Below are 24,328 nucleotides of genomic sequence, written 5' to 3'. Positions count from 1 at the left end.
TTATAATTTATCCGTTTGGATGCATAAACTTTTGTTTTCCTAACAATACATCTTCCGCTTCAACATTGTCATCATCAGGTACACAACAATCTACAGGACAAACTGCAGCACACTGTGGCTCTTCATGAAAACCTACACACTCTGTACATTTGTCAGGTACAATATAATATATCTCATCACTTATTGGTTCTTGTGCTTCGTCTGCATCAACTTCTTTTCCGTTAGGCAATACTAAACTTCCGTCAAGACTTGTTCCATCTTTATATCTCCAATCGTCAGCACCTTCGTAAATTGCAGTATTAGGGCATTCAGGCTCACAAGCTCCACAATTAATACATTCATCTGTTATAATAATAGCCATATTGTAATTTTTCTTTTTGGTTTACTTAACTTTGTGGTGCAAAAATAAAGCCAAAAAAGGTGTTATACAAATAATAATGAGCAACAAAGATTACATATTAGAAGCTTTTGTAAAATTAGGTCAATTTATTAGTCAATTTTCTTCAGAAGGAATTACTAAAAATGAAACCATTCCGCATAACGATTTGTTTTTTGATGGTTTTAAACATCAAATCAAATTAGCCAACGAATATAACGGTTGGTTTACTCAAAAAAACATACAATTTGCATTATATGGTTGGAGTAAACAATTATCTGAAGACAACCTTAATCTATGGACTAAAGATTATAATTTTAGCGATGTACAACCAAAAACTGTTGCTATTATTATGGCTGGAAATATTCCTTTGGTTGGTTTTCATGACTTTTTAAGTGTTTTAATAACAGGTCATAATGTACTAGTTAAGCAGTCCTCTAATGACAAACATCTACTCCCCTTTTTAGCTAAGTATTTAGAAACTGTAGCTCCAAAATTAAAAGGAAGTATTAGATTTACTGAAGATAAATTAGAAAATTACGATGCAGTTATTGCAACAGGAAGCAATAACACAGCACGTTATTTTGACTACTATTTTAAAGACAAACCATCAATAATAAGAAAAAACAGAAATTCGGCAGCCATCTTAACAGGTCATGAATCCTCAGAACAGTTAGATTTGTTATCTGAAGACATTTTTAGATATTATGGTTTAGGATGCCGAAACGTATCAAAACTATTTGTCCCTAAAAACTATAATTTTGATGCATTTTTTGAAGCCATGTATAAATGGAACCCTATTATTAACGAAGCCAAATACGCTAATAATTATGATTATAATAAAGCTGTATACTTAATGAGCGAATTTGACATGTTGGAAAATGGTTTTTTAATGATAAAAGAAGACCAGAGTTATGCCTCACCAATTGCCACTATTTTTTATGAATTTTATGATTCAACTGAAGCTTTACAGCAAAAAATTAAAACTGACAAAGACCTAATACAATGTATCGTAGCTAGTGGCTTTGATGATAATGAAATTCCGTTTGGTAAAACTCAAAAACCTGAGCTTTCAGATTATGCAGATGATGTGGATACCATTACATTTTTATTAAAAATCTAGTTAATAAATTATTATATTCTTAACTTAAATTAGTACAATAATTATCACCTTTGTTAATTGTAAAAAATAAAACATAATTTCTGTTAAACAGAAACAAAATTTGTAACCATGCAAAGACATAATTTTAGCGCAGGACCATGCGTTTTACCACAAGAAGTATTACAAAAAGCATCACAAGCTTTATTAGATTTTGACAACGGTTTATCTTTAATTGAAATATCCCACAGAAGCAAGGCTTTTGTTGATGTTATGGAACAAGCTAGAGCCTTAGCTTTAGAGTTATTAGGCTTAGAAGGCAAAGGTTACAAAGCATTGTTTTTACAAGGTGGAGCTAGTACACAATTTTTAATGGTAGCTCAAAATTTACTAGAAAAAAAAGCTGCTTATTTAAATACAGGAACTTGGTCTGACAAAGCTATAAAAGAAGCAAGAATATTTGATGATATAACAGAAGTTGCTTCATCTAAATCAGCAAATTTTAATTATATACCAAAAGGGTTTGATATACCTGAAGATCATGATTATTTTCATTTAACTTCAAATAACACCATATTTGGTACACAAATTAAAAACTTTCCTAAATCACCTATTCCATTAGTTTGTGATATGAGTAGTGATATTTTTTCACGTACATTAGACTTCTCTCAATTTGATTTAATTTATGCAGGAGCTCAAAAAAACATGGGACCAGCAGGTACAACTTTAGTGGTTGTTAAAGAGGATATATTAGGAAAAGTTTCTCGTAAAATTCCATCAATGTTAGATTATAAAGTACACATTGACAAAAGTAGTATGTTTAATACTCCTCCTGTTTTTGCTGTATACACATCAATGCTAACCTTACAATGGTTAAAAGATTTAGGTGGAATTGCTGCTATCGAGAAAGAAAACGAAAAAAAATCTCGTTTAATGTATTCTGAAATTGATTTAAACCCATTATTCAAAGGGTTTGCTGCAAAAGAAGACCGTTCTGACATGAATGCAACATTTACATTAACCAATGACGATTTAAAAGATACTTTTGACACCATGTGGAAAGAAGCAGGAATTAATGGCTTAAATGGTCACAGAAGTGTTGGAGGATACAGAGCAAGCATGTATAACGCATTATCTCTTGACAGTGTAAAAGTACTGGTTGAGGTAATGAGTGAACTTGAAAGTAAAGCCTAATTAACAGTTTTAATAACTGTAATATTTAAAATAAATTAACTAAAGCTGAATATTAAACATTTTAGCTTTAAACCTTAAAAAAATGAAAGTATTAGCAAACGATGGTGTATCACAAAGCGGAATTGATGCATTAGAAGCAGCAGGATTTGAAGTCAGTACAACAACCGTTGCTCAAGAACAATTAATTAATTACATCAACGAGAAAAACATTACTGTACTTCTTGTTAGAAGTGCAACAACAGTAAGAAAAGACTTAATTGATGCTTGTCCAGAATTAAAAATCATTGGTCGTGGTGGTGTTGGTATGGATAATATAGATGTTGAATATGCTAGAGAAAAAGGATTACACGTAATCAATACTCCTGCAGCTTCATCACAATCTGTAGCAGAATTAGTATTTGCTCACCTTTATGGTGGTGTTAGGTTTTTACATGATGCTAACAGAAACATGCCTTTAGATGGAGATTCTCAGTTTAAAAAACTAAAGAAAAACTATGCAAAGGGAGTTGAATTAAGAGGAAAAACTCTTGGTGTTGTAGGATTTGGACGTATTGGACAGGAAGTTGCCAAAATTGGATTAGGTGTTGGAATGAAAGTTATAGCTGCCGATAAATTTATTGAAGCAGCAGATGTTAAAGTAGACTTTTTTGATGGACAATCTGTAAGTTTCAATATTAAAACACAATCTATGGATGAAGTTTTAAAGCAATCTGACTTTGTAACATTACATGTACCAGCACAAGAAGATTACATAATTGATAAAGCACAGTTTGACAACATGAAAGATGGATCTGCTATTATAAATGCAGCAAGAGGTGGTGTTGTTAATGAAGTAGAGTTAGTTAACGCATTAGAAAGCGGTAAATTAGCTTTTGCTGGTTTAGATACTTTTCAAAACGAACCTACTCCTGCTGTACAATTATTAATGAATGGTAGAATATCTTTAACGCCTCACATTGGTGCAGCAACCAATGAAGCTCAAGATAGAATCGGAACAGAATTAGCTACACAAATTAAAAACATACTTTTAAACGGATAAACCATTGTTTTTATCGATGTTTTATAAAGTGTTTGATATATTAAAAGCCACATTGTTAAAATGTGGCTTTTTTTTGTAATTTTAAAATATCAAAATTAAATAACCTATTAAACTTTTATAAAATGGCAGGAATTTTAGACTTACTAAACTCAGATTTAGGAAAAACAATTATCAGTGGTGTTTCAGGATCAACAGGAACTGATCAAGACAGAACAGGAAGCGTATTAACTATGGCTTTACCTGTATTAATGAAAGCAATGGAACGTAATGCTTCAACACCAGAAGGTGCAGAAGGATTATTAGGAGCTATTAAAGGAAAACACGATGGTGGAATATTAGATAATTTAGGAGACCTTTTTGGAGGTGGAGTAAATGAAGAAGTAGTAAATGATGGTGATAAAATTTTAGGCCACGTATTAGGAGCTAAAAGAAATGGTGTTGAGCAAGTTATTGGTCAAAAATCTGGATTAGACTCTGGTGCTGTTGGAAATATATTAAAAGTTGCAGCTCCTATTTTAATGGGTGTTTTAGGTAAACAAGCCTCACAGAGTAATGTAAGTTCTACAAACGGTTTAAGTGGATTATTAGGTGGATTACTTGGTGGTAGCGAAACTAAAAACGAACAAAGCTTTTTAGAAAAAATATTAGATGCAGATGGTGATGGTAGTGTAATTGACGATGTAGCAGGAATGGTATTAGGTGGAGGATCTAAAAAAGGTGGACTTGGAGGTTTACTAGGAGGTCTTTTCGGAAAATAAAATCCAAATTATAAAGTATGTATTTAAAAGCCAAACTTATGTTTGGCTTTTTTATTTGATACAAGTATAAATATTTTGTATTTTTAGTAAAACATCTTGTTATGAAAAACACACTATTTGTAATAACTATCATATTAATAGCCTTTAGTTGTGGTTCGCCAAAACATATAACTAATACAGATAAAGGTGCAGTTCAAGTGGGAGACACAATTACACTGTCTAGTCAAGAAACAGAGTATGATATTATAATTATAGAACCTGGTTTTAATGCATGGCTAAATAGTATAGCACAACCAGAAGGATATTACTCTCAACAATATCTTGAAAATAAAAACTTATTTTATGTTAACGAGTGGAACAGTCGCGTAAGACAGCCACAACGTTTTAGCCCAAGTCTTTACGAATTAAATATAGACTATCAATCCAATATTGATTATGGCTATGAGGTTAATTATAAACTATATAACTACTTTGTTTACTTTCAAAATAGATACAAACAAAATCTTTTAGGTGGTCGGATTCCTCTTAATTAAAGGCTTTTCAATATATTTGCAACGACAAAAATTGAAATGAATACATTTAAAACACGTTGGGAAATCCAACAAAATTGGCAACTCCTATTCCCTATTTTAGGTTTTTTAGCCCTACTCTATTCTAGCTATAAATTAGCTAACCTATTAATTAACAACAATTTGTTATTAGTTATTATCTGTACTATTGTCATCACTTTTGGTTTACTAAAATTCATTTTATTTCTTTTTAAAAAGCTAGAAAATAAATGGAAAGTAGATTATAAATGGGAAATGATTCGCATTTTTATGGTATTTGCTGCCACAGGAAGCTCTTCTGTATTTATTGGAAGACCAATAATTAAATGGTTAGGAATTACTAAAGAAAACTTAAATGTTTTTGTCTATTGGATATTATATATTATCATTGGCCTTATTTTTTATCAAGTCCTATTAGTTTGTTTTGGCTGGTTAGCTGGTCAACATAAATTCTTTTGGGAATTTGAAAAGAAAATGATTAGACGATTTGGATTAGGAAAATTTGTAGATTAATTGAAGCATAACCAACAGGAACAGTATTTTTTATTAAAATATGTAGCAGTAGTTTTACTATTAGCTATATTGCTTCCGTCTGTGGTTAAGTTTACGCATGTTTTTGAAGATCATAAGCACGAGGTGTGCACAGATTATTCAACTAACCACATGCATGAAATTGATTTAGAATGCGAATTTTTCAAATTTAAACTCAATACACAATATTATACACTTTTAGAGAATTTCGATTTAATAATCGAAGACAACTTCTTTAAAATTAAAGATACATATTATAACTTTCAGTTTAATTATCAGCAATTATCCTACTCTCTTCGAGGACCTCCATTTGTAGTTTAAAATAAGTATTTTTTAAACTAATTTTTTTACGATGAAATATTTTATATCGATTTTGTGCTTCTCTGTTTTCAGTTTTGTACAAAGTCAAAATTGCAGTTCTACATTTTCTGGAGAAGTGCATGATTTTCATGATGGTACGCCAATAATAAATGCTACTATTTTTATTGAAAATCTTAACAAGTATACTACTACTGATGTTAACGGACAGTTTTCTATTAATGACCTATGTAACGACGTCATTAAAATAGAGGTCTCTCATTTAGCTTGCGAAACCAAAAAAATGGACGTAACTATTGATGGTGACACCTATTTAGAAATAAATCTAGAACATCATATTGAAGCGTTAAGTGAAGTTGAAGTTAAAAGTGTTAACACCTCTAAATTAACCAAAACTACTCAAGAAACAATTCTAAAATCCGAAACCATTGACCGTTTTAGCTCTCTTAATTTAGGTGATGCTTTAAAACAAATTAGTGGTGTATCCTCTATAAATACTGGTAGCACAATTGTAAAACCGGTTATTAATGGATTACATAGTAGTAGAATTATTGTTATGACTAATGGTGTTAGGCTGCAAGACCAAGAATGGGGAATTGAGCATGCACCAAACATCGATTTAAATACAGCTGGAAGTATTAACGTTATTAAAGGTGCAAATGCTTTAGCCTATGGTGGAGACGCTATTGGTGGAGTTATTGTTGTTAAGCCTTCAAAAATTAGTTTAAAAGATTCACTTTACGGTAAAACAATTATTACAGGTCATAGTAATGGTAGAGGTTATAATCTAAACTCTTCTTTAACTAAAACGTATAAAAAAGGTTGGTATTTAGGTGCTCAAGCTTCATTAAAACGTTTTGGTGATTTTGAAGCACCTGATTATAGCTTAACCAATACAGGTTTAAACACTAAAGGGTTTTCTGTAAATGGTGGTTTTAAAACTTTTGAAAAAGGGTTTAATATATCTTATAGTTATTTAGATAACGAAATAGGTATTTTAAGATCATCACACATAGGAAACGTTAATGATTTAGTAAACGCTATAAATAGCCCTGAACCTTCTGTTATTGAAAATTTTAGTTATGATATTAACGCTCCAAAACAAGAAGTTACACATCAAATCTTTAAAACCGAATTTTATAAACGTTTTAAAAAATTTGGACGTGTAGACATTCAGTATGACTATCAAAACAACCATCGCTATGAGTATGATATTCGTGTTGGAGATGATAAAGACAAGCCAGCTGTAGATTTAACATTAAAAACGCATACTTTAAAAACTAATGTGAAATTAGATTCTAAAAGTAATGTGACCTACCAATTTGGTGTAAATGCAAGTTTTCAGAATAATTTTGCAGACCCAACAACTGGTGTCAGACGTTTAATACCTGATTATGATAAATATGATTTAGGTACTTATGTTATTTCGTCTTTAAGACTAAATAATGACATTAATTTAGACTTTGGCTTACGTTATGACTTTAATCAAATTGATGCTAAAAAATTCTACAGAACAAGTAGTTGGGAAGAACGTGGTTATGACACAGATTTTCCAGATCTTGTTATAGATGATTTAGGCACACAATTACTAGTAAATCCTGTTTTAAATTACCATAATGTATCTGCTTCTGCAGGTATATCTTATCAATTAAATGACAGTAGTGATTTTATTTTTAATTATGGTTTATCAAATAGAGCGCCTAATGCTTCCGAGTTGTTTAGTGATGGTTTACACCACTCTGCAGCAAGAATTGAATTAGGAGACTTACGTATTAAGCAAGAAACATCCAATCGTGTCTCTGGTACGTATAACTATAAAAACGAAGCATTGACATTAAACATTGAAGCATTTTATAATCACATAAGCGATTATATTTTTATAGAACCAATAGGAACAACACAAACCATACGTGGTGCGTTTCCGGTTTGGAGTTATAATCAAACCAATGCTAGTTTATATGGATTGGATCTAACAGCTAATTATAGCTTTAATAACCAATGGTATATAAATAATAAGTCGTCTTTTATAAAAGGAAGAGATTTAACTAGAAATGATGCTTTAATTGATATGCCTTCAACAAAAACTGTAAATAGTATTGGCTATACAAATAAAAAATGGCTGAATTTAAATACCGAATTACAAAGCGAACTGGTTTTTAGACAGAATGATTATCCAAACAATAATTTTGAAGTCTACAACCCTACAACTGATCAAATGGTATTGGTAGATGTAAGTACTACACCTCCAACCTATCATTTATTACACTTACAAAGTAATATAACATTAAATATATCTGAAAAAACCAATTTAAATATTGGACTAAACATTACTAATATATTTAATACAGATTACCGAGAAAACCTAAATAGATCAAGATATTTTGCTGATGATCTAGCAAGAAATATTATGTTACAATTACAATTAAATTATTAACACAAAACACTAAAAATGAAAAATTTAAAACAATTATCTCTTATTTTATTAGCAGCTATTGCATTTGTATCATGCTCTAACGATGATGATGCTACAGACAACCCAGTACCTGTAAATGAAGAGGAAGTTATCACAACTTTAACAGCTACATTAACTCCAGTTGGTGGAGGAACAGAAATTACTTTACAAAAACAAGATTCAGATGGTGATGGACCAGATGATGCGGTAATTACAGTATCTTCTCCTTTAGCTATAGGTACAACTTATAATGTAAGCTTAGAGTTATTAAATGAAACAGAAAGTCCTGCTGAATCAATTAATGAAGAAATTGAAGAAGAGGATGATGAGCACCAATTTTTTTACACAGCAACAAATGATGTAGCAACATTTGCTTACGTAGATTTTGATGGTGACGGAAATCCATTAGGTTTAGAATTTACTTTAACAACTGCTGATGTTGCATCAACAGGAAACATTACAATAGAGTTACAGCATTTACCAAATAAGTCTGCTGAAGGCGTAAGTGATGGTGATAGTACTAATGCTGGTGGAGAAACAGATGTTATGGCTATTTTCCCTATAGTAGTAGAGTAATTTCTATTATTTAATAAAAAAATATCCCGTAAAATTTACGGGATATTTTTTTTATAATCTGTTTTGAAAATGGTTGGACTAACACCAACATTTTTTTTAAAAAAACCTTGAAAAACTACTAACCGAATCAAAGTCCAGTAAAAAAGCTAGTTCTTTAGTCGTTATTTCGCTTTTAATAAGTCTTCGTTTTGCTTCAGTTACTTGTCGCTGTTGTATGATTTGCTTAGCTGTAAGGTTTAATTTTTCTTTTAAAATTTGATTTAATCTTTTAGTGCTTATTCCAATTTTATTAGCATAAAATAAGGTTTTGGTTTGATTTAAAAACTCTGTTTCCATAAGTTCTAAAAACTGAAACACCCTTTTTTGGTTTAAATCTTGATCTAGAAACTGATTGTTTTGATATCGTATTAAATGTAAAATTAAAACCTTCAAAACTGTTTTAAACATTATATAAGAGGCCTCTTTATTATTATATTCAGTTTTAAGTAAACCTATAATACTTTGTACTTGCTTAATTTCTACTAATTTGTTTAAAATAAACTTTGGGTATTTATTAAATAATGACATGACATCTAAAGCATATTCAATATCATCTTCATCTATTAAATCACGTTCAAAATTTATTAAAAGACCTTCAGATGTAGTAAAAACCTCTTGTTTAAACACTTCATTTAAAGGTTTAAAATGAATAATCATCTGGTTATTATCTGCTAAATGAAAGTAAATTCCCATAGAAGCATCTGATAGTAATTGGTTATTACTTTCAAATTGTTCAACAAGTATAATTTTACTATTCCACTGCTCTGTCTTCATTTACTTTTAACTCTACTTCAAAAGTAAGAAGATTTTTCTCATATTTAATACTTAGTTTTTTTTGAAAAAAGAAAGAATAAAACACTTCCAATTATTGCTGCCAATCCTGCTGAAACTGCATAGATTGCAGTATAATTATTAGAAACATACTCTATAAATGTAGATAAAAATTGCCCTCCAAACACACCCATTGAAAATAATCCTAAGTTTTCACCTTGAGTTTTTAAGGTACTTACCTCTAACATCATATGATTTAATAATGGAATTGTAAATCCAAAACCAATACCAATACCAATAAAAATAGTAGTTAGCACCAAAAACGGTAGACTTAGTTTTGTAGATAATACTAAATAGCCTAGCATAAAAAAAACAAATCCTATGGTTACAGTTTTACTCTCTCCAAAAGCACTTACCATTTTAGGCATTTGGCTTGCTGTAATAATAGCTATTACAGATATAAAAGCCATTAAATATCCTGTTTCTGACTCTGTAAAACCAAAAGAATTTGGTAAGTATATGGGTAAAGTTACAAAACCAACAAAAAAAAACATCATAGCTAAAAGTGACGCTATAAATATTAGGTTTACCTGTCTTGTGTTCCTTTTGTTTACGTTTGTATCCGTTGTTATATTCTGTGATCTAAATTTAGTTTTTGGCAATGTTTTAACGACCAAAAACAAACAAATAATAGCTACTAAATAAATATAAAAAGGAAATTGCCAATGTATTTGACCTAACACTCCACCAATTGCCAAAAACACTACTCCTCCTAGCTCTATAGACATGCCTTGCCAAGCAATCATTTTTATTCTAGCTTCTCCCGTAAAGAAATCTGCAATATAAGCTGTGACTGATACTTGTATAGCAACAGTTGCTGCACCAAGTAAAATACGATCTAATATTAATATATAATTATTGGTAATAAACGCACCAATAAAACTTAATACTGCATATGGTATAAGTCCTAAGCTTAAAAGTTTAATTGTACCTAATTTAGGTAATAATCGTCCTATTATTGGTGCAAAAAGAACAACGCCTAGTGATGGTAAAGTAATTAACCAGCTAGGTGAAAATGCTAAATTTTTATGTTGTGCTATACCTGATAATGAAGGCGCAATAACTGTACCTACCATTATGGTTAAACTACTAACAAATAGTAGTGTAAAAATCCCGAAGTTTGATATTTGTTTCATATTACAAATTTCAGGTTATTACCAAACTTAACGTTTACAATACATCTAATTACGTGTGCAAATATGGAAACTATTTTAATTAATTATTATTTAGGCATTACTTGATCTGATTTAGCCTGATCACTAAATATATAAGTATAAAACCACATTAAGGTAAATGATGGTATAATATCTAAACCAGGTAAAGCTTCTTCTATAAAAGAAAATACAGCTGCAATTTTACCTGTTCTTCCTTTATACAATTTTGTCATCAACCAAGCCGAAGCTGGAGCCCAAATAATATCAGAAAACTCACCAATACCAGGTATAATAAAGCTGACATAACCTAAAGCATCAAAGATAATTCCTAAAAAAAGTTTGGTGTATTTGTTTGTGTTATTAATATTCATTTATAATATTTTGTATTTCTAATTAATAGAAAGCAAATAGTATTCCAAAAAAAATAGCAACATATTAATCATAACCTTAAGTTAAAAACTCACATTGCTTTTGCTGCATGTTCTGGTGTTTTAATAACTCTTTGTGTCAACTATATTTACCTAACTATTCAATAATAACTTTATAAGGCTGTTTGACATCTTCAGTAACCTACATGTTATATTCTTCATTTTTTTTGTAAAGCATCTTAAATATAGTTTTCTTTTAACTTAGCAGTATAATATTGTTTCAATTTATTAATTTTTGGATCAATAACAAACTGACAATAAGAGGCTTCTTTATTTCTATCATAATAAGTTTGATGCACGTCCTCTGCTATATAAAAAGGACCTAATTGGGTAACTTCTGTAACAATTGGATCGTTAAATACGTTTTGGTCTTCTAGCAATTGTATAAAAGCTTCTGCTTTATCTTTTTGATCTTCTGTACTATAAAATATTGCAGATCTATATTGCGTTCCAATATCATGTCCTTGCCTATTTAAAGTTGTAGGATCATGTGTGGCAAAAAACAACTCTAAAAGCTCTGTATAGGCAACAATTGTAGCATCATAAAAAACTTGAATGCCTTCAGCGTGACCTGTTCTACCTGTACCAATTTCTCTGTAAGCTGGATTTTTAATGGTACCTCCTGTGTAACCAGAAACTACTTTTTTAACACCTTTAATGCGTAAAAATACGGCTTCGGTACACCAAAAACAGCCTCCTGCAAAAGTTGCTGTTTGTAAATTTTCTTCTTTCATAATATAAAAATAACCAATTTAACATAGCTTATATTTATTCAACTATAGATAAAAGAAATATTTAACGTTTAATTAAGAGATTTTTTTTAGTTCAAATATAGTTTTGCAAAATCAAACTGTAACAATGCTAAAAATAGTTAGTCTTTAGTTCAGTAATCATCAACCAAAACATTAAATGAAATCTTTTTTCACTTTACTATCAGTCATTTTTGTATCACTACAAACGTTAGCACAAGTTAAACCAACGTATCAAATTAAACGCACAGACCATCCTCCTAAAATAGATGGAGTTTTAGATGACAAGGCTTGGAATGATGCACAAATTGCAACAAATTTTACCGAGTTTAAACCTGATGTTGGTGATGTTGCTCCAGACAATAAAAGAACATCTGTTAAAATGACATATGACGATTCTGGGATCTACGTTGCTGCATATTGTTATGATGTAAAAGAAGACATCATGCGCCAATTTACACAGCGTGATAATTTTGGTCAAGCTGATTTTTTTGGATTGATATTTAATCCAAATAATGATGCACAAAATAATACCGAATTTTTCGTTTTTAGCTCTGGTACACAAGCTGATGCTGTTGAAAGCCCAAATTATGGTGAAGACTTTGGATGGAATGCAGTTTGGGAAAGTAGTGTCAAAATGGTTGATGACGGTTGGATTGTCGAAATTAAAATACCATATCGTGCTTTGCGTTTTACGCAACAAGAAGATCCAACTTGGGGAATTCAGTTTCATAGACATTATCGTAAAACTAGAGAACAAATGACTTGGAGTCCAATTGATGTTACCAAAGGTAATGCAGGACTTTATAACGCTGAATTAAAAGGGATTAAAAACATTAGTCCTCCTACAAGATTAAGCTTTTTTCCATATGCTTCTGGATTAGTTAGTACTTTTGATGGTGAAACCGAAAGCGATTTTGCTGCAGGAATGGATATTAAGTACGGTTTAACCGAAAACTTAACTTTAGATGCTACATTAATACCTGACTTTAGTCAAGCAGGTTTTGATGATGTACAATTAAACCTTGGTCCTTTTGAACAACAATTTTCTGAACAACGTCAATTTTTTACTGAAGGTGTTGACCTTTTTAGCAAAGGAAACTTATTTTACTCTAGACGCATTGGAGATCGTGCTTCAGGAAGATTAAATCTTCAAGACAATGAAACTTTTGAAGAGTTTCCTGAAAAAGTTCAACTATTAAATGCTGTAAAAGTTTCTGGTCGTACAAAGCAAGGTTTAGGTATTGGTTTTTTTAATGCTATTACAGAAAAAACAACAGTAGACATCACTAATACAGAAACTGGTCAAAAACGTAGCCAAGTGATTGAGCCATTAGCCAATTACAATATCATGGTTTTAGACCAACAATTTAATAAAAACTCTGCTGTAACCTTAATTAATACTAATGTAACTAGAGATGGTGATTTTAGAGACGCTAATGTAACAGGATTATTATTAGATTTAGTTAACAAGCAAAACACTTACGGAGCAATTGCAGAAGTTAAAATGAGCACCTTTAATGATGTAGCATCAAAAGATAATGGCTATACAGCAAGAGTTGGATTAGGAAAAAATAGTGGTAATTTACGTTATAGCGCGACTTATGATTATGCTGATGAAAACTATGATATTAATGACCTTGGTATATTATTTAGAAATAATTACAGCAATTTTAATGCAGAAGTTAGCTATCGTACCTTTGAGCCAGGAAAAACCTTTAACAATACTTATTTTGGTACTTGGATAAATTATAACCAACTGGCTAATCCAAATACATTTACAGGTGCTAATACTGGTTTTAACTTTAATGGTCAAACTAAAACATTACACAATCTAGGTATAAATGGTAATTTTAATTTTGGTAAACAATATGACTATTTTGAACCTAGAAATGGCTTTAATAGTTATTTTATTACCGAAAACTATGCACAATCTAACGCATGGATATCCAGTAATTACAACTTGTTTTTTGCTCTAGATGCTAATCTTGGTTATGGACGTTTATTTAATGACACACGCAAAAATTTTAACAATATTTGGTTTGGTTTAAATCCAAGATTTAAATTTAACGATAAGTTTTTAATGGTATTAGGTTTTGACTATGACAACTATACAGCAGACAGAGGTTATGTAAATGGTCAAGATATTGACGATAGGATTATTTTTGGTCAACGTGATCGCGTAGACATGACAGCAAGTATTTCTGGTAGTTACAACTTCAACTCGTTTAATGCTTTAACCTTAAGTTTTAGAAACTATTTAAGTACTGTAACTTATGATAACGATATGTATATTTTACAGGATAATGGACGTCTAGAACGGTCTTCTATTTACACTAAAAACACTATAAATAGTGATCCAGATTACGATCCAGACATTAATTTTAATACTTGGAATTTAGACTTGAGCTACACATGGCAATTTGCACCTGGAAGTCAACTAACAGCTTTATATCGTAATCAGATTTTCAACTTATCTAACGACTCTGAAGCTAACTTGTTTGAAAGTACATCAGACTTATTTAAACAAGAACAACGCAACACTGTTTCATTAAGGTTAGTCTATTTTGTTGACTATAACGATATTAAAAACGTCTTAAAAAAACAAAGCTAAGCCATTATTTGTTGTCTAATAATTTATAAAGTAGTAATTTCCGTTCTTTATAAATAACTATGATTAAAGCAAAAAATATACATAAATATTATGGAGATTTACACGTACTAAAAGGTGTTGATGTTCATATCAAAAAAGGCGAAATTGTAAGTGTTGTAGGAGCTTCTGGAGCAGGAAAAACAACTTTATTACAAATTTTAGGAACTTTAGATTTTATTGAAAATAAAAAAGAAAGTCAGCTAGAAATTAACGGTAAAGATATTACTGGTTTAACCGAAAAACAATTAGCACAATTTAGAAATCATCATATAGGATTTATATTTCAGTTTCATCAATTATTGCCAGAGTTTACCGCTGTTGAAAACGTCTGTATTCCAGCTTATATTAAAGGGACTAATAAAAACGAAGCTGAAAATAGAGCTAAAGAATTGCTTGATTTTCTAGGCTTATCACACCGTTATAATCATAAACCAAGCGAGTTGTCTGGTGGAGAGCAACAACGTGTTGCTGTAGCTAGAGCCTTAGTGAATAATCCAGAACTGATTTTTGCAGATGAACCTTCTGGAAATTTAGATAGCGAAAGTGCTGAAAATTTACATAACCTATTTTTTAAATTACGTGACCAGTTTGGACAAACCTTTGTTATTGTTACACACAATAAAACTTTAGCAAATTTAGCAGATCGTAAATTAACTATGGTAGACGGAAACATTATATAACTATGAAGCTATTATTTAACTCCATACTAAACTATGTTAAAAATCCGCGTTTAAAACAATTAAAACACGTTACAACGTCCCAAAAATTAATCATTGTTTTTACAGCAATTCCAATATGTATTTTATTAGGCTTAGGATTTGGATTGTTTATTGGTGCACTTGAAAGTTTGGGTTTATACAGTCAAGATAGTCATGCGATTAATAAATTAATGGAGGAAGAAACTCCTTTTACTATAATTTTTACTGCTGTAATTATGGCTCCTGTGATTGAAGAATTAATATTTAGAGGTCCTCTAACCTTATTTAGTACAAAGTATTTTAAAATAGCGTTTTACCTAATGGCTATTCTGTTTGGATATGTACACATTTTTAATTTTGAAATAACATCACAAATATTGTTACTTTCACCATTATTAGTAGCTCCACAAATAGTTATAGGTCTAGTATTTGGTTACATACGCGTAAGATTAGGATTAACATACTCTATGCTTTTACACGCGTGTTACAATGGTATTTTAATTATTCCAGCTGTATTATTATTAGAATAATTAACACTTTTAAACGCAACTAAATACATCTTTTAGCATCTTGTAAAAAACAATTTTATGATAAAAAAATCAATGTATGTTTATGGATGCTTTCTAGCTATTCAATGCCTTCTATTCTCTTGTTGTAAAGAAAAAACCTATCTAGTTAATTTACAATCTATTGAAATTGTTAATTTAACAGACAACTCACAAGTTACAACTACTGAAGACTTTGTATTATATTTAAATTTAATCTATGATTTAGAGGATATATCTATGTTTTCCAATACTAATATTAATTCAGCATTAGCCACAACTTGTCCTGATAATATTTATGTTTATGAATCTCAAATAACAAATCTAAACATTACAGCAAATACTGAAATTAATGGTATAGCAGCTGGAGAAAGCTTAAATCAAATAATGAGTTTTTCATATTATGATATTGAAAACACTATGGATATAGTAGAATTTTACAATCCATCTGAAACAAATATGAATCATCAAAAATCTCCAGATGATGTCTTATTCATTTTTAACGAAACAATTCCGTCACAAACAGAATTTAAGCTAACATTAACTATAGAAACTTCAAATAGCAATATCTTTACAACAACTTCAAATACATTTATCATTCAGTAACCAATTAATAAATGACACAGCAAGACCTTAAAGAGTTTCTTGATAGTAAAGTAGAACAATATAATACGCCACAATTTATTGATAGTGATCCAATACAAATTCCGCATTTATTCACTAAAAAAGAAGATATAGAAATTGCAGGTTTTTTAAGCGCAACTATATCTTGGGGAAACCGTAAAAGCATTATAAATAATTGTCATAAAATGATGGATTTATTAGAGCAATCTCCATTTGATTTTGTGATGAATCATCAAGAATCTGATTTAGAAAAACTTGAAACCTTTGTACATCGTACTTTTAATGGTGCAGATTTTATAACCTTTATTAAAGGCTTACAACATATTTACACTAACCATAATGGTTTAGAAGCTGTTTTTGCTAAACATGCAACATCAAACAGTTTGCAACAATCTATCCATCAATTTAAACACACTTTTTTTGAAATAGAACACTTACCACGTACCCAAAAACACATTAGTGATCCTCTTAAAAATAGTGCAGCAAAACGCATTAACATGTTTTTACGTTGGATGGTAAGACCCAATACCACTAAAGTAGATTTAGGGCTTTGGGACAGCCTCTCTCCTGCTCAATTATCCTGTCCTTTAGATGTACATTCTGGAAATGTGGCACGTAAACTAGGATTGTTAGACAGAATACAAAATGATGGAAAAGCTTTAACCCAATTAGACAATAGTTTAAGGCAACTAGATGTAAATGATCCAGTTAAATATGATTTTGCCTTATTTGGTTTAGGTGTCTTTGAAAAATTTTAGTATCTTAAATCCAACTTATTAAGTGTATACGTAACTATTATAAAATAATACGATCAAATGATAATACCTGATTATCCAATTAATGAAATTGAAAGACAATCTGAAGTCAACAATTACAAATTAGTGGACACCTTACCAGAAAGTGATTTTGATAATATTACTAGTTTATTATCTACAATTTTTGATGTTCCAATTTCATTAATTACCATTTTAGACGCAGATCGTAATTTTTTTAAATCTCACTATGGAATAGATTTTAATGAAACACCACGAAATACTTCATTCTGTAGTCATGCCATATTACAAGATGACATTTTTATAGTCGAAGATGCTAGAATTGACCCAAGATTTAAAGACAACCCAATTATTGAACTTTATCAAACAATATTTTATGCTGGTGTACCCTTGATTACCAAAAATGGTTATCCTTTAGGCACATTATGTATCTACGATCATAAACCTAGACAGTTATCAGACTCACAAAAACAAGTATTAAAAACCATTGCAAAACAGGTTATTAATTTATTCGAATTAAGGCTAAGCAACAGGTTGTTAGATCAAACTAAACAAGAGTTAACTGAAAGAAACAACGAACTTAATAAGTTTGCTAGTCATGTGTCTCATGATCTTAAATCTCCTTTAGCTAATATTGTATCCTTAACTGATTTATTAAAAGAAGAAAAAGAAAATACGCTTACTAAAGAGTCTACTGAATTTTTAGGCTATATTGAAGACTCAGCCCAATCTTTAAAAAATTATATTGACGGAATATTGATTCATTATAAATCTAACGAGTTATTAAATGAAGACAAAGATTATATAAATGTAAATGATTTGTTTAAAGAGGTACAACGTATACTTTTATTGAATGATAACCAATTAAAAACAACAGTTTATAGCAACCAAATATTTACTAATATTGCTGCTGTTACACAAGTTTTAATTAATCTAGTTGATAATGGCTTAAAATATAATAATAAAGCTAATCCTGAAGTTTATTTGAGTTTTACTGAAAATCAAAAACACTATACTTTTACAGTAAAAGACAATGGTAATGGTATAGCTAAACAGCAACAAGAAAACGTTTTTGAATTATTTAATAACAACAATCAAACAGACGTTAAAGGTAAAAAAGGTACAGGTATTGGCTTATTTACAGTTAAAAATTTGGTCAAAAAATTAGGTGGTACCGTAAGTCTAAACTCACAATTAAATCAAGGAAGTACGTTTACTTTTACTATAGAAAAATAAAAAAGCCTAATCTAAAGATTAGGCTTTTTGATATAAGTAATTCTATATACTATGATTGCTTCATGTATTTAATAAGCTTTTTATTTAGTGTTTCTTGATCTTTATACAATGTTCCACTCATACCTAAACATTGACCATCTTCAAGTTTTAAAGTTTTTTTATCTGTAATATAAGTTCCATCAGTTTTTACTAAAGTCCCGTTATTTAATTTTAACTCTTTACGCAACTGTTCTACACCTGTTGCAGTGTAATGATATACTTTACTATCTAAAAGTATAACGTAGTTTGCATCTTCAATTTGTTTAGCGTCTTGTGCTTGTACTGTGCTTAATCCTAAAAATAAAGCAAAAGCAATCATAATAAAGTTTTTCATTGTAATATTTTTTTAAGTTTGTATCTTAATTAAAATGTAAGTATCTACAAATCATTGTTTAAAATTAAACATTTCAATTTTTGTGCCAAACTATTTAATAAATATTTAGCCTTTTAACCAAGCTTGTCTTGCTGCTTTTTGAGCAGAAGTTGCTTCAGGATTTTCGTTTAATTTAGTTCCTGTTGTATAAGACTGTGTTAATTTAGTTTTGATAACAACCTCTTTTCCTGCTCTATCTAAAACCACATTAATATCTTTACCTGGTTGCCACATGTACATATTAGTTAATATCTTTTGTGCAGAACCCATAGTTAAGGCTTCTCCATCAACAGTTTTTATAACATCACCTGGTAACACTCCATTTTCTGTCCAAAAGCTATTGTCTTTTACAGCTTCGCTAAAAGGAATAGTCATAGTTTCACGATTTGGAGTAAAAATTAAAGCTCCATCGTTTTGGATATAATTAGTTTTTACACGACCAGAATCTAGTTTTAATCCTACTTTTTCAAAATAAACAGAATAGTCTATTGGTGTACCTCCAACAACATGAGTATTTAAAAATTCGCCAACACTTGGGTAAGTCATTGCGATAATTTCATCAATTAATTTATCGTCTTCAAACGGTTTGTTTTTTCCGTATTTATTAGATAATTCTTTCATTAAAGATAAAATACCTCTGTTACCGTTGCTTTCTTCACGCATAATAATGTCAATACACATACCTATTAAGGCTCCTTTCATGTATACGTTATAATATTGTGGTGCATATGGTTCATCCAAAACATTTTCACTCATTTCGGTAAAACTCATACTATCATCTAAGTTAGCAGATGTTTGTATTTTGGATAAAATATCTCCATAAAACTCTTGATTATCTACTAAACCTTGATCTACTTGAAATAAAGTAGCAAAATATTCAGTAACACCTTCATACATCCATAAATGTTTAGAAAATGTTGGTTGGTTGTAATCAAAATAGTGTACATCTTCAGAGTGTACACTTAAAGGTGTTACAATATGAAAAAACTCATGAGATACAACATCTATCATGCTTTCGGCTAAAGTTTCAAAAGGAGAATCTTCACTTAAAACTACAACTGTAGACGTATGATGCTCTAATGCACCAAATCCTTTAGGTGATTCTGGCTTTCCTTCAGATAAATATAAATAGATATCATAACGTGGTGTACTATTAACGTCTCCTAAATATGCTTTTTGAGCTTGCATCATTTTTTCCATTACTTCTTTAATGCTTGCTGCTGTATGTACTTTGTTAGGCGAGTAAACACTTAATACAATTTTAATATCTCCAACTTGAAATTCTTCAACATCTAATTCTCCATAAAACATTGGATTATCAGTAATATCAAAATATCTTGGTGCAAAATAACTTGAAGTTGCTAATTTACCATCTTCACTGGTTGTTTTACCTGTCTCTTGTAATGCAGATGTACGTTTAAAATCTACTGGTGCAGTAACGTCTAAACTATATTGACTATCCTTAAGGCTATCAAAATAACCAATAAATCCGTGTAAATTTAAAACGTAGTTTGTAGGCTCGATATTTGTTCCAGCAGGAGAAAATGGTACTTCTCCTCCTATTCCACCACCAGAATTAGCTTCTTGATCAAATGTATCGTTTGCATTATAAGTAATATAATCTAACTGTGTAGCATTGGCTATAGTCCACGTATTAGTATCTACTTTAGTAGTTGGCAACTCGTTACCTTTATAATCAAAAGCTTTAAAATCGTCAATATATTTTCCAAAATCACTTACAGAGTAAGTCCCTTGTACAACCCTTGGTAATCTGTAATTTACAGTTTGTGTTGTAAAACGTCCTGGATTAATGGTTACAGGAGCTTTATCATTAACGACTTTAGATAAGTCAATGGATGTTGCAATTGGAGTTTGTGACGCCAATTTGTCGGTTGTTTTTGTACTGTTACAACCCACTAATAAAAGTCCTGTTGCTAAAGTAGTTACTAATAGTTTTTTCATTATTAATTATTATGTTTGTTAATGGTCTTATAATAAAAGACGCTTAAAAGTATAATTTGTTACATGATATAAACATTAAGATTTTGTTAAAATGTTATTTTGTGAATAGCTATTATATAAATGCAATTATTATCTTTGACAAACTTTAAAATTAATGCAGTTTAAAAACCCAGAACTTCTTTACGCGCTTTTCTTACTGCTTATCCCTATTATTGTCCATTTATTTCAACTTAGAAAGTTTCAAAAAGAGTACTTTACCAATGTTGATGTTCTTAAAAAAGTACAATTACAAACTCGTAAAAGTGCTACCATAAAAAAATGGTTAATACTATTAACACGTTTACTTTTATTAGCAGCTATTATTATAGCTTTTGCACAACCTTATACTTCAAAAATAAAAGCATTCAATACATCTAAACAAACTGTTATTTATCTTGACAACTCGTTTAGTTTGCAAGCTAAAGGAGCTAAAGGTCCATTATTAAAACGTGCTATTCAGGATTTAATACAAACCCTTCCTGAAAACCAAAACCTATCTATTGTCACAAATACAGAAACGTACTTAAATACTACAATTAAAGCTATTAAAAACGACTTATTACAACTTAATTATTCTTCTAATCAGTTAAGTTATAATGCAGCTTTACTTAAAGCAAAAAAAACATTTAACAATCAAGATAATACCGTAAAAAACTTGATTTTTATTTCAGATTTTCAGCAAAAAAACACTGATTTCACTATTAAAAAAGATACAAATCTAACTGTAAATTTAGTGCAATTAAAACCTGAAAGTATAAGTAATATAAGTATTGATAGTTTGTATATTTCCAAACAAACAGTAAATAATATAGAGTTATCAGTTATATTAAAGACTAATAGTACATCAAAAATTACTTTACCAGTTTCAATTTATAATAATGATAATTTATTATCCAAAGCAACTGTAGATTTAAACCAAAAAGCGTCCACTGTATTTACTATTCCTAATGATCAAGTTACAAAAGGAAAAATAACCATTGAAGATACTCAATTACAATTTGACAACAGCTTATATTTCAATATTAATTCGCCTTCAAAAATTAACGTTTTAGCTATTAGTAATACTAATGACAGTTATTTAAGTCGAATTTTCACAGAAGATGAATTCATTTTTACTACAAAAACAACAAACAATCTAGATTACAGTCTTTTTGACTCACAAAATTTAGTGGTTATTAATGAAATTGAAGCTTTACCAGAAAGTCTAACCACTGCTTTAAAAGCTTTTACAGACCAAGGAGGTTCGGTTGTTTTTATACCAAACACAAACGGAAACCTTAATAATTACAACACCTTTTTACAGCGTTTTAATTTTGCACCTTTTAGCGCAATAAATGCTAACCAAAAGCGTATAACAACAATAAATTATGCGCATCCACTGTATGCTAATGGTGTATTTGAAAAACGAGTAGATAATTTTCAATATCCTAAAGTAGAACGTTATTTTCCTCAGATAAATCTAAAAGCAACACCAATTTTACAGTTTGAAGATAACAAATCTTTTTTATCACAAAACCAGTCTTTATATGTCTTTTCGGCTCCTATAAATACGGATAATTCAAATTTTAAAAATATAAATTTAATTGTTCCAACGTTTTACAACATAGCAAAGCAAAGTTTAAACACAACAACATTATATTATACCATTGGGCAAAATACTAGTTATGATGTGGCTACAAATTTACAGCAAGATGCGGTTTTAACTTTAGTTAATGGTAATGACAAAATCATCCCAGAACAATATTATTTTAATAATAAAGTCCTTATCAAAACTAATGACATACCAGAATTAGCTGGTATTTACGATATTAAAGATAAAACCAAAATATTGGAAAATGTAAGTTACAATTACAATCGTACCGAGAGTAATTTAAACTACCTTAATCTTGATAATTATAATAACGCAACAGTTAGTAACTCGATTACTACTGTTTTAGATAACATAAATAACGATACTAAAGTTAACGAATTATGGAAATGGTTTGTAATTTTGGGACTCGTGTTACTAATTTTAGAAATGCTCATCTTAAAATACTTTAAATGAACGCCTTAATAAAAACAGCAACAATAATTGATCCTTCTAGCAAATTTAATAACCAAGTTTGCGATATTTTAATCGAAAAAGGTAAGATTACTAAAATTGCTAAAAGCATTGATAATACTAACAATTACAAAACTATAACCTTAGATAATTTACACGTTTCACAAGGTTGGTTTGATAGTAGTGTTAGTTTTGGAGAACCTGGTTTTGAAGATAGAGAAACCATTGCTAATGGATTAAAAACTGCAGCAAAATCTGGATTTACAAGTGTGGCTGTACAAGCCAACACAAATCCAATTATAGACACCAATGCCAATGTGGCTTTTGTACTATCTAAAGCTCAAAACAATGCAGTTAACTTACTACCAATAGGTGCTTTAACTAGACACAGTGAAAGTATTGATTTAGCTGAATTATTTGATATGAAAAACGCTGGAGCTGTTGCTTTTTATGATTACAAAAAACCTATAAGTAATCCTAATTTATTAAAAATAGCGCTGCAATATGCAAGTAATTTTGATGGTTTAGTTTGCTCTTTTCCTATCGAAACAAAAATATCTGGCAAAGGAATTGTTAATGAAGAATTGACAAGCACCTCTTTAGGCTTAAAAGGAAGCCCTAATCTAGCTGAAGCTATGCAAGTGGCTAGAGATTTATTTTTACTTGAGTATACGGAAGGAAAACTACATATTCCAACCATTTCAACTGCTGAAAGTGTTGCTCTAATAAGAGAAGCCAAAAACAAAAAACTTGATGTAACCTGTAGTGTTGCCATACATAACTTATGCTTAACTGACGATGTTTTGGTTCAATTTGACACCAATTACAAAGTCAATCCACCACTTAGGATAAAAAAGGATGTTGATGCCTTAATTGAAGGTTTAAAAGACGGAACCATAGACATGGTAACAAGTGATCATAATCCAAAAACAATTGAAGACAAAAAAGTAGAATTTGATCATGCTGCTTTTGGCACCATTGGACTTGAAAGTGCATTTGGAGCTTTAAATACAGTAGTTTCTACAAAAAAAGCTATTGAGTTATTAACACAAGGAAAAACTAGATTTGGTCAAAAAATTAATAGTATTAATGAAGGTGAAGCAGCAAACCTAACTTTATTTAATCCTGATTTAAAATACGCTTTCGCGGAAAGTGATATTGTTTCAAAATCTAAAAATAGTGCCTTTTTAGGTCAAGAATTAAAAGGAAAAGCCTACGGAATAATCGCAAATAATAAAACAGTTTTATAATAT

The 24,328-nt window shown here is 30.1% G+C and carries 24 protein-coding genes; 17 read left to right on the top strand and 7 right to left on the bottom strand.

The genetic code is table 11. From position 1 onward, the window contains the following. Positions 1–7 precede the first annotated feature (7 nt). Positions 8–361 (bottom strand): 4Fe-4S dicluster domain-containing protein, encoded by a 354-nt coding sequence (locus tag JAO71_RS10745; protein WP_028289826.1) that lies wholly within the window; start codon positions 359–361, stop codon positions 8–10. Between the two features lie 76 nt (positions 362–437). Between JAO71_RS10745 and JAO71_RS10740 the strand changes: the two genes are divergently transcribed. The 9 genes from JAO71_RS10740 to JAO71_RS10700 all read left to right on the top strand — a co-directional run bounded on the left by JAO71_RS10740 (position 438) and on the right by JAO71_RS10700 (position 8,891). Next, a complete protein-coding gene (locus tag JAO71_RS10740) occupies positions 438–1,499 on the top strand; it encodes an acyl-CoA reductase (protein WP_116824486.1) in 1,062 nt (353 codons plus the stop codon). A gap of 108 nt (positions 1,500–1,607) precedes the next feature. After that, positions 1,608–2,669 carry a 3-phosphoserine/phosphohydroxythreonine transaminase gene (gene serC / locus JAO71_RS10735; RefSeq protein WP_028289828.1) on the top strand — a complete coding sequence of 354 codons (1,062 nt, stop codon included), beginning with the start codon at positions 1,608–1,610 and terminating at the stop codon, positions 2,667–2,669. An 82-nt stretch (positions 2,670–2,751) separates the two neighbouring features. Further along, positions 2,752–3,708 (top strand): D-2-hydroxyacid dehydrogenase, encoded by a 957-nt coding sequence (locus tag JAO71_RS10730; RefSeq protein ID WP_054850928.1) that lies wholly within the window; start codon positions 2,752–2,754, stop codon positions 3,706–3,708. Between the two features lie 122 nt (positions 3,709–3,830). Beyond that, the gene (locus JAO71_RS10725) at positions 3,831–4,466 is read left to right on the top strand and encodes a DUF937 domain-containing protein (RefSeq protein ID WP_028289830.1); all 636 of its coding nucleotides are present in this window, start codon (positions 3,831–3,833) and stop codon (positions 4,464–4,466) included. 101 nt (positions 4,467–4,567) lie between these two features. Further along, positions 4,568–4,999 (top strand): DUF6146 family protein, encoded by a 432-nt coding sequence (locus JAO71_RS10720; protein WP_116822681.1) that lies wholly within the window; start codon positions 4,568–4,570, stop codon positions 4,997–4,999. Positions 5,000–5,035: 36 nt separating this feature from the next. Then, entirely contained in the window at positions 5,036–5,527 is a 492-nt protein-coding gene (locus JAO71_RS10715; RefSeq protein WP_116822680.1) for a DUF6787 family protein, read from the top strand. Continuing rightward, a complete protein-coding gene (locus tag JAO71_RS10710; protein WP_116822679.1) occupies positions 5,528–5,866 on the top strand; it encodes a hypothetical protein in 339 nt (112 codons plus the stop codon). 31 nt (positions 5,867–5,897) lie between these two features. Next, entirely contained in the window at positions 5,898–8,297 is a 2,400-nt protein-coding gene (locus JAO71_RS10705) for a TonB-dependent receptor (RefSeq protein WP_203000771.1), read from the top strand. 15 nt (positions 8,298–8,312) lie between these two features. Then, the gene (locus JAO71_RS10700; RefSeq protein ID WP_028289835.1) at positions 8,313–8,891 is read left to right on the top strand and encodes a hypothetical protein; all 579 of its coding nucleotides are present in this window, start codon (positions 8,313–8,315) and stop codon (positions 8,889–8,891) included. Between the two features lie 96 nt (positions 8,892–8,987). On the opposite strand, the gene JAO71_RS10695 is transcribed toward JAO71_RS10700, so the two are convergent. From JAO71_RS10695 to msrA, 4 genes are all read right to left on the bottom strand, one after another. After that, positions 8,988–9,704 (bottom strand): helix-turn-helix domain-containing protein, encoded by a 717-nt coding sequence (locus tag JAO71_RS10695; protein WP_236011253.1) that lies wholly within the window; start codon positions 9,702–9,704, stop codon positions 8,988–8,990. A 44-nt stretch (positions 9,705–9,748) separates the two neighbouring features. Next, a complete protein-coding gene (locus JAO71_RS10690) occupies positions 9,749–10,897 on the bottom strand; it encodes an MFS transporter (RefSeq protein ID WP_203000769.1) in 1,149 nt (382 codons plus the stop codon). A gap of 86 nt (positions 10,898–10,983) precedes the next feature. Further along, on the bottom strand, positions 10,984–11,286 hold the full coding sequence (locus JAO71_RS10685) for a hypothetical protein (protein ID WP_028289837.1): 303 nt from the start codon (positions 11,284–11,286) through the stop codon (positions 10,984–10,986). Between the two features lie 236 nt (positions 11,287–11,522). Beyond that, positions 11,523–12,077 carry a peptide-methionine (S)-S-oxide reductase MsrA gene (msrA, locus tag JAO71_RS10680; protein ID WP_028607466.1) on the bottom strand — a complete coding sequence of 185 codons (555 nt, stop codon included), beginning with the start codon at positions 12,075–12,077 and terminating at the stop codon, positions 11,523–11,525. A 175-nt stretch (positions 12,078–12,252) separates the two neighbouring features. Between msrA and JAO71_RS10675 the strand changes: the two genes are divergently transcribed. From JAO71_RS10675 to JAO71_RS10650, 6 genes are read left to right on the top strand one after another with little or no spacing between them, the layout of a single operon-like run. Continuing rightward, positions 12,253–14,706, top strand: a complete 2,454-nt coding sequence (locus JAO71_RS10675) for a DUF5916 domain-containing protein (protein WP_203000767.1) — start codon at positions 12,253–12,255, stop codon at positions 14,704–14,706. Positions 14,707–14,765: 59 nt separating this feature from the next. Beyond that, positions 14,766–15,425 carry an ABC transporter ATP-binding protein gene (locus tag JAO71_RS10670; protein WP_028607468.1) on the top strand — a complete coding sequence of 220 codons (660 nt, stop codon included), beginning with the start codon at positions 14,766–14,768 and terminating at the stop codon, positions 15,423–15,425. A gap of 2 nt (positions 15,426–15,427) precedes the next feature. Beyond that, positions 15,428–15,973: a CPBP family intramembrane glutamic endopeptidase gene (locus JAO71_RS10665; protein WP_116822675.1), complete on the top strand. Its 546-nt coding sequence runs from the start codon at positions 15,428–15,430 to the stop codon at positions 15,971–15,973. A 57-nt stretch (positions 15,974–16,030) separates the two neighbouring features. Next, a complete protein-coding gene (locus JAO71_RS10660) occupies positions 16,031–16,594 on the top strand; it encodes a hypothetical protein (protein ID WP_116822674.1) in 564 nt (187 codons plus the stop codon). A gap of 11 nt (positions 16,595–16,605) precedes the next feature. Then, positions 16,606–17,370 carry a TIGR02757 family protein gene (locus tag JAO71_RS10655; RefSeq protein WP_203000765.1) on the top strand — a complete coding sequence of 255 codons (765 nt, stop codon included), beginning with the start codon at positions 16,606–16,608 and terminating at the stop codon, positions 17,368–17,370. 57 nt (positions 17,371–17,427) lie between these two features. After that, positions 17,428–18,621 (top strand): sensor histidine kinase, encoded by a 1,194-nt coding sequence (locus JAO71_RS10650; protein ID WP_203000763.1) that lies wholly within the window; start codon positions 17,428–17,430, stop codon positions 18,619–18,621. A 49-nt stretch (positions 18,622–18,670) separates the two neighbouring features. Here JAO71_RS10650 and JAO71_RS10645 read toward each other — a convergent pair whose 3' ends face one another. Together JAO71_RS10645 and JAO71_RS10640 are read right to left on the bottom strand one after the other, a co-directional pair. Then, positions 18,671–18,994, bottom strand: coding sequence for a DUF6799 domain-containing protein (locus JAO71_RS10645; RefSeq protein WP_116822671.1), 324 nt, complete (start codon positions 18,992–18,994; stop codon positions 18,671–18,673). Between the two features lie 105 nt (positions 18,995–19,099). Continuing rightward, on the bottom strand, positions 19,100–20,995 hold the full coding sequence (locus JAO71_RS10640) for a M61 family metallopeptidase (protein WP_203000761.1): 1,896 nt from the start codon (positions 20,993–20,995) through the stop codon (positions 19,100–19,102). Between the two features lie 154 nt (positions 20,996–21,149). Here JAO71_RS10640 and JAO71_RS10635 point away from each other — a divergent pair, with 154 nt between their 5' ends. Then, positions 21,150–23,078 carry a vWA domain-containing protein gene (locus tag JAO71_RS10635; RefSeq protein WP_203000759.1) on the top strand — a complete coding sequence of 643 codons (1,929 nt, stop codon included), beginning with the start codon at positions 21,150–21,152 and terminating at the stop codon, positions 23,076–23,078. Then, positions 23,075–24,325 carry a dihydroorotase gene (locus JAO71_RS10630; protein ID WP_203000757.1) on the top strand — a complete coding sequence of 417 codons (1,251 nt, stop codon included), beginning with the start codon at positions 23,075–23,077 and terminating at the stop codon, positions 24,323–24,325. The genes JAO71_RS10635 and JAO71_RS10630 overlap by 4 nt, the downstream gene beginning before the upstream one ends. Positions 24,326–24,328 lie beyond the last annotated feature (3 nt).

The organism is Olleya sediminilitoris (assembly GCF_016785945.1).
Taxonomy (GTDB): domain Bacteria; phylum Bacteroidota; class Bacteroidia; order Flavobacteriales; family Flavobacteriaceae; genus Olleya; species Olleya sediminilitoris.
This window is presented reverse-complemented; position numbering and strand designations above follow the sequence as displayed.

Excerpts from the sequence above, each read along its gene's own strand:
- JAO71_RS10745 (WP_028289826.1), bottom strand. The coding sequence starts at position 361 with ATGGCTATTATTATAACAGATGAATGTATTAATTGTGGAGCTTGTGAG.
- JAO71_RS10740 (WP_116824486.1), top strand. The coding sequence starts at position 438 with ATGAGCAACAAAGATTACATATTAGAAGCTTTTGTAAAATTAGGTCAA.
- serC (WP_028289828.1), top strand. The coding sequence starts at position 1,608 with ATGCAAAGACATAATTTTAGCGCAGGACCATGCGTTTTACCACAAGAA.
- JAO71_RS10730 (WP_054850928.1), top strand. The coding sequence starts at position 2,752 with ATGAAAGTATTAGCAAACGATGGTGTATCACAAAGCGGAATTGATGCA.
- JAO71_RS10725 (WP_028289830.1), top strand. The coding sequence starts at position 3,831 with ATGGCAGGAATTTTAGACTTACTAAACTCAGATTTAGGAAAAACAATT.
- JAO71_RS10720 (WP_116822681.1), top strand. The coding sequence starts at position 4,568 with ATGAAAAACACACTATTTGTAATAACTATCATATTAATAGCCTTTAGT.
- JAO71_RS10715 (WP_116822680.1), top strand. The coding sequence starts at position 5,036 with ATGAATACATTTAAAACACGTTGGGAAATCCAACAAAATTGGCAACTC.
- JAO71_RS10705 (WP_203000771.1), top strand. The coding sequence starts at position 5,898 with ATGAAATATTTTATATCGATTTTGTGCTTCTCTGTTTTCAGTTTTGTA.
- JAO71_RS10700 (WP_028289835.1), top strand. The coding sequence starts at position 8,313 with ATGAAAAATTTAAAACAATTATCTCTTATTTTATTAGCAGCTATTGCA.
- JAO71_RS10695 (WP_236011253.1), bottom strand. The coding sequence starts at position 9,704 with ATGAAGACAGAGCAGTGGAATAGTAAAATTATACTTGTTGAACAATTT.
- JAO71_RS10690 (WP_203000769.1), bottom strand. The coding sequence starts at position 10,897 with ATGAAACAAATATCAAACTTCGGGATTTTTACACTACTATTTGTTAGT.
- JAO71_RS10685 (WP_028289837.1), bottom strand. The coding sequence starts at position 11,286 with ATGAATATTAATAACACAAACAAATACACCAAACTTTTTTTAGGAATT.
- msrA (WP_028607466.1), bottom strand. The coding sequence starts at position 12,077 with ATGAAAGAAGAAAATTTACAAACAGCAACTTTTGCAGGAGGCTGTTTT.
- JAO71_RS10675 (WP_203000767.1), top strand. The coding sequence starts at position 12,253 with ATGAAATCTTTTTTCACTTTACTATCAGTCATTTTTGTATCACTACAA.
- JAO71_RS10670 (WP_028607468.1), top strand. The coding sequence starts at position 14,766 with ATGATTAAAGCAAAAAATATACATAAATATTATGGAGATTTACACGTA.
- JAO71_RS10665 (WP_116822675.1), top strand. The coding sequence starts at position 15,428 with ATGAAGCTATTATTTAACTCCATACTAAACTATGTTAAAAATCCGCGT.
- JAO71_RS10660 (WP_116822674.1), top strand. The coding sequence starts at position 16,031 with ATGATAAAAAAATCAATGTATGTTTATGGATGCTTTCTAGCTATTCAA.
- JAO71_RS10655 (WP_203000765.1), top strand. The coding sequence starts at position 16,606 with ATGACACAGCAAGACCTTAAAGAGTTTCTTGATAGTAAAGTAGAACAA.
- JAO71_RS10650 (WP_203000763.1), top strand. The coding sequence starts at position 17,428 with ATGATAATACCTGATTATCCAATTAATGAAATTGAAAGACAATCTGAA.
- JAO71_RS10645 (WP_116822671.1), bottom strand. The coding sequence starts at position 18,994 with ATGAAAAACTTTATTATGATTGCTTTTGCTTTATTTTTAGGATTAAGC.
- JAO71_RS10640 (WP_203000761.1), bottom strand. The coding sequence starts at position 20,995 with ATGAAAAAACTATTAGTAACTACTTTAGCAACAGGACTTTTATTAGTG.
- JAO71_RS10635 (WP_203000759.1), top strand. The coding sequence starts at position 21,150 with ATGCAGTTTAAAAACCCAGAACTTCTTTACGCGCTTTTCTTACTGCTT.
- JAO71_RS10630 (WP_203000757.1), top strand. The coding sequence starts at position 23,075 with ATGAACGCCTTAATAAAAACAGCAACAATAATTGATCCTTCTAGCAAA.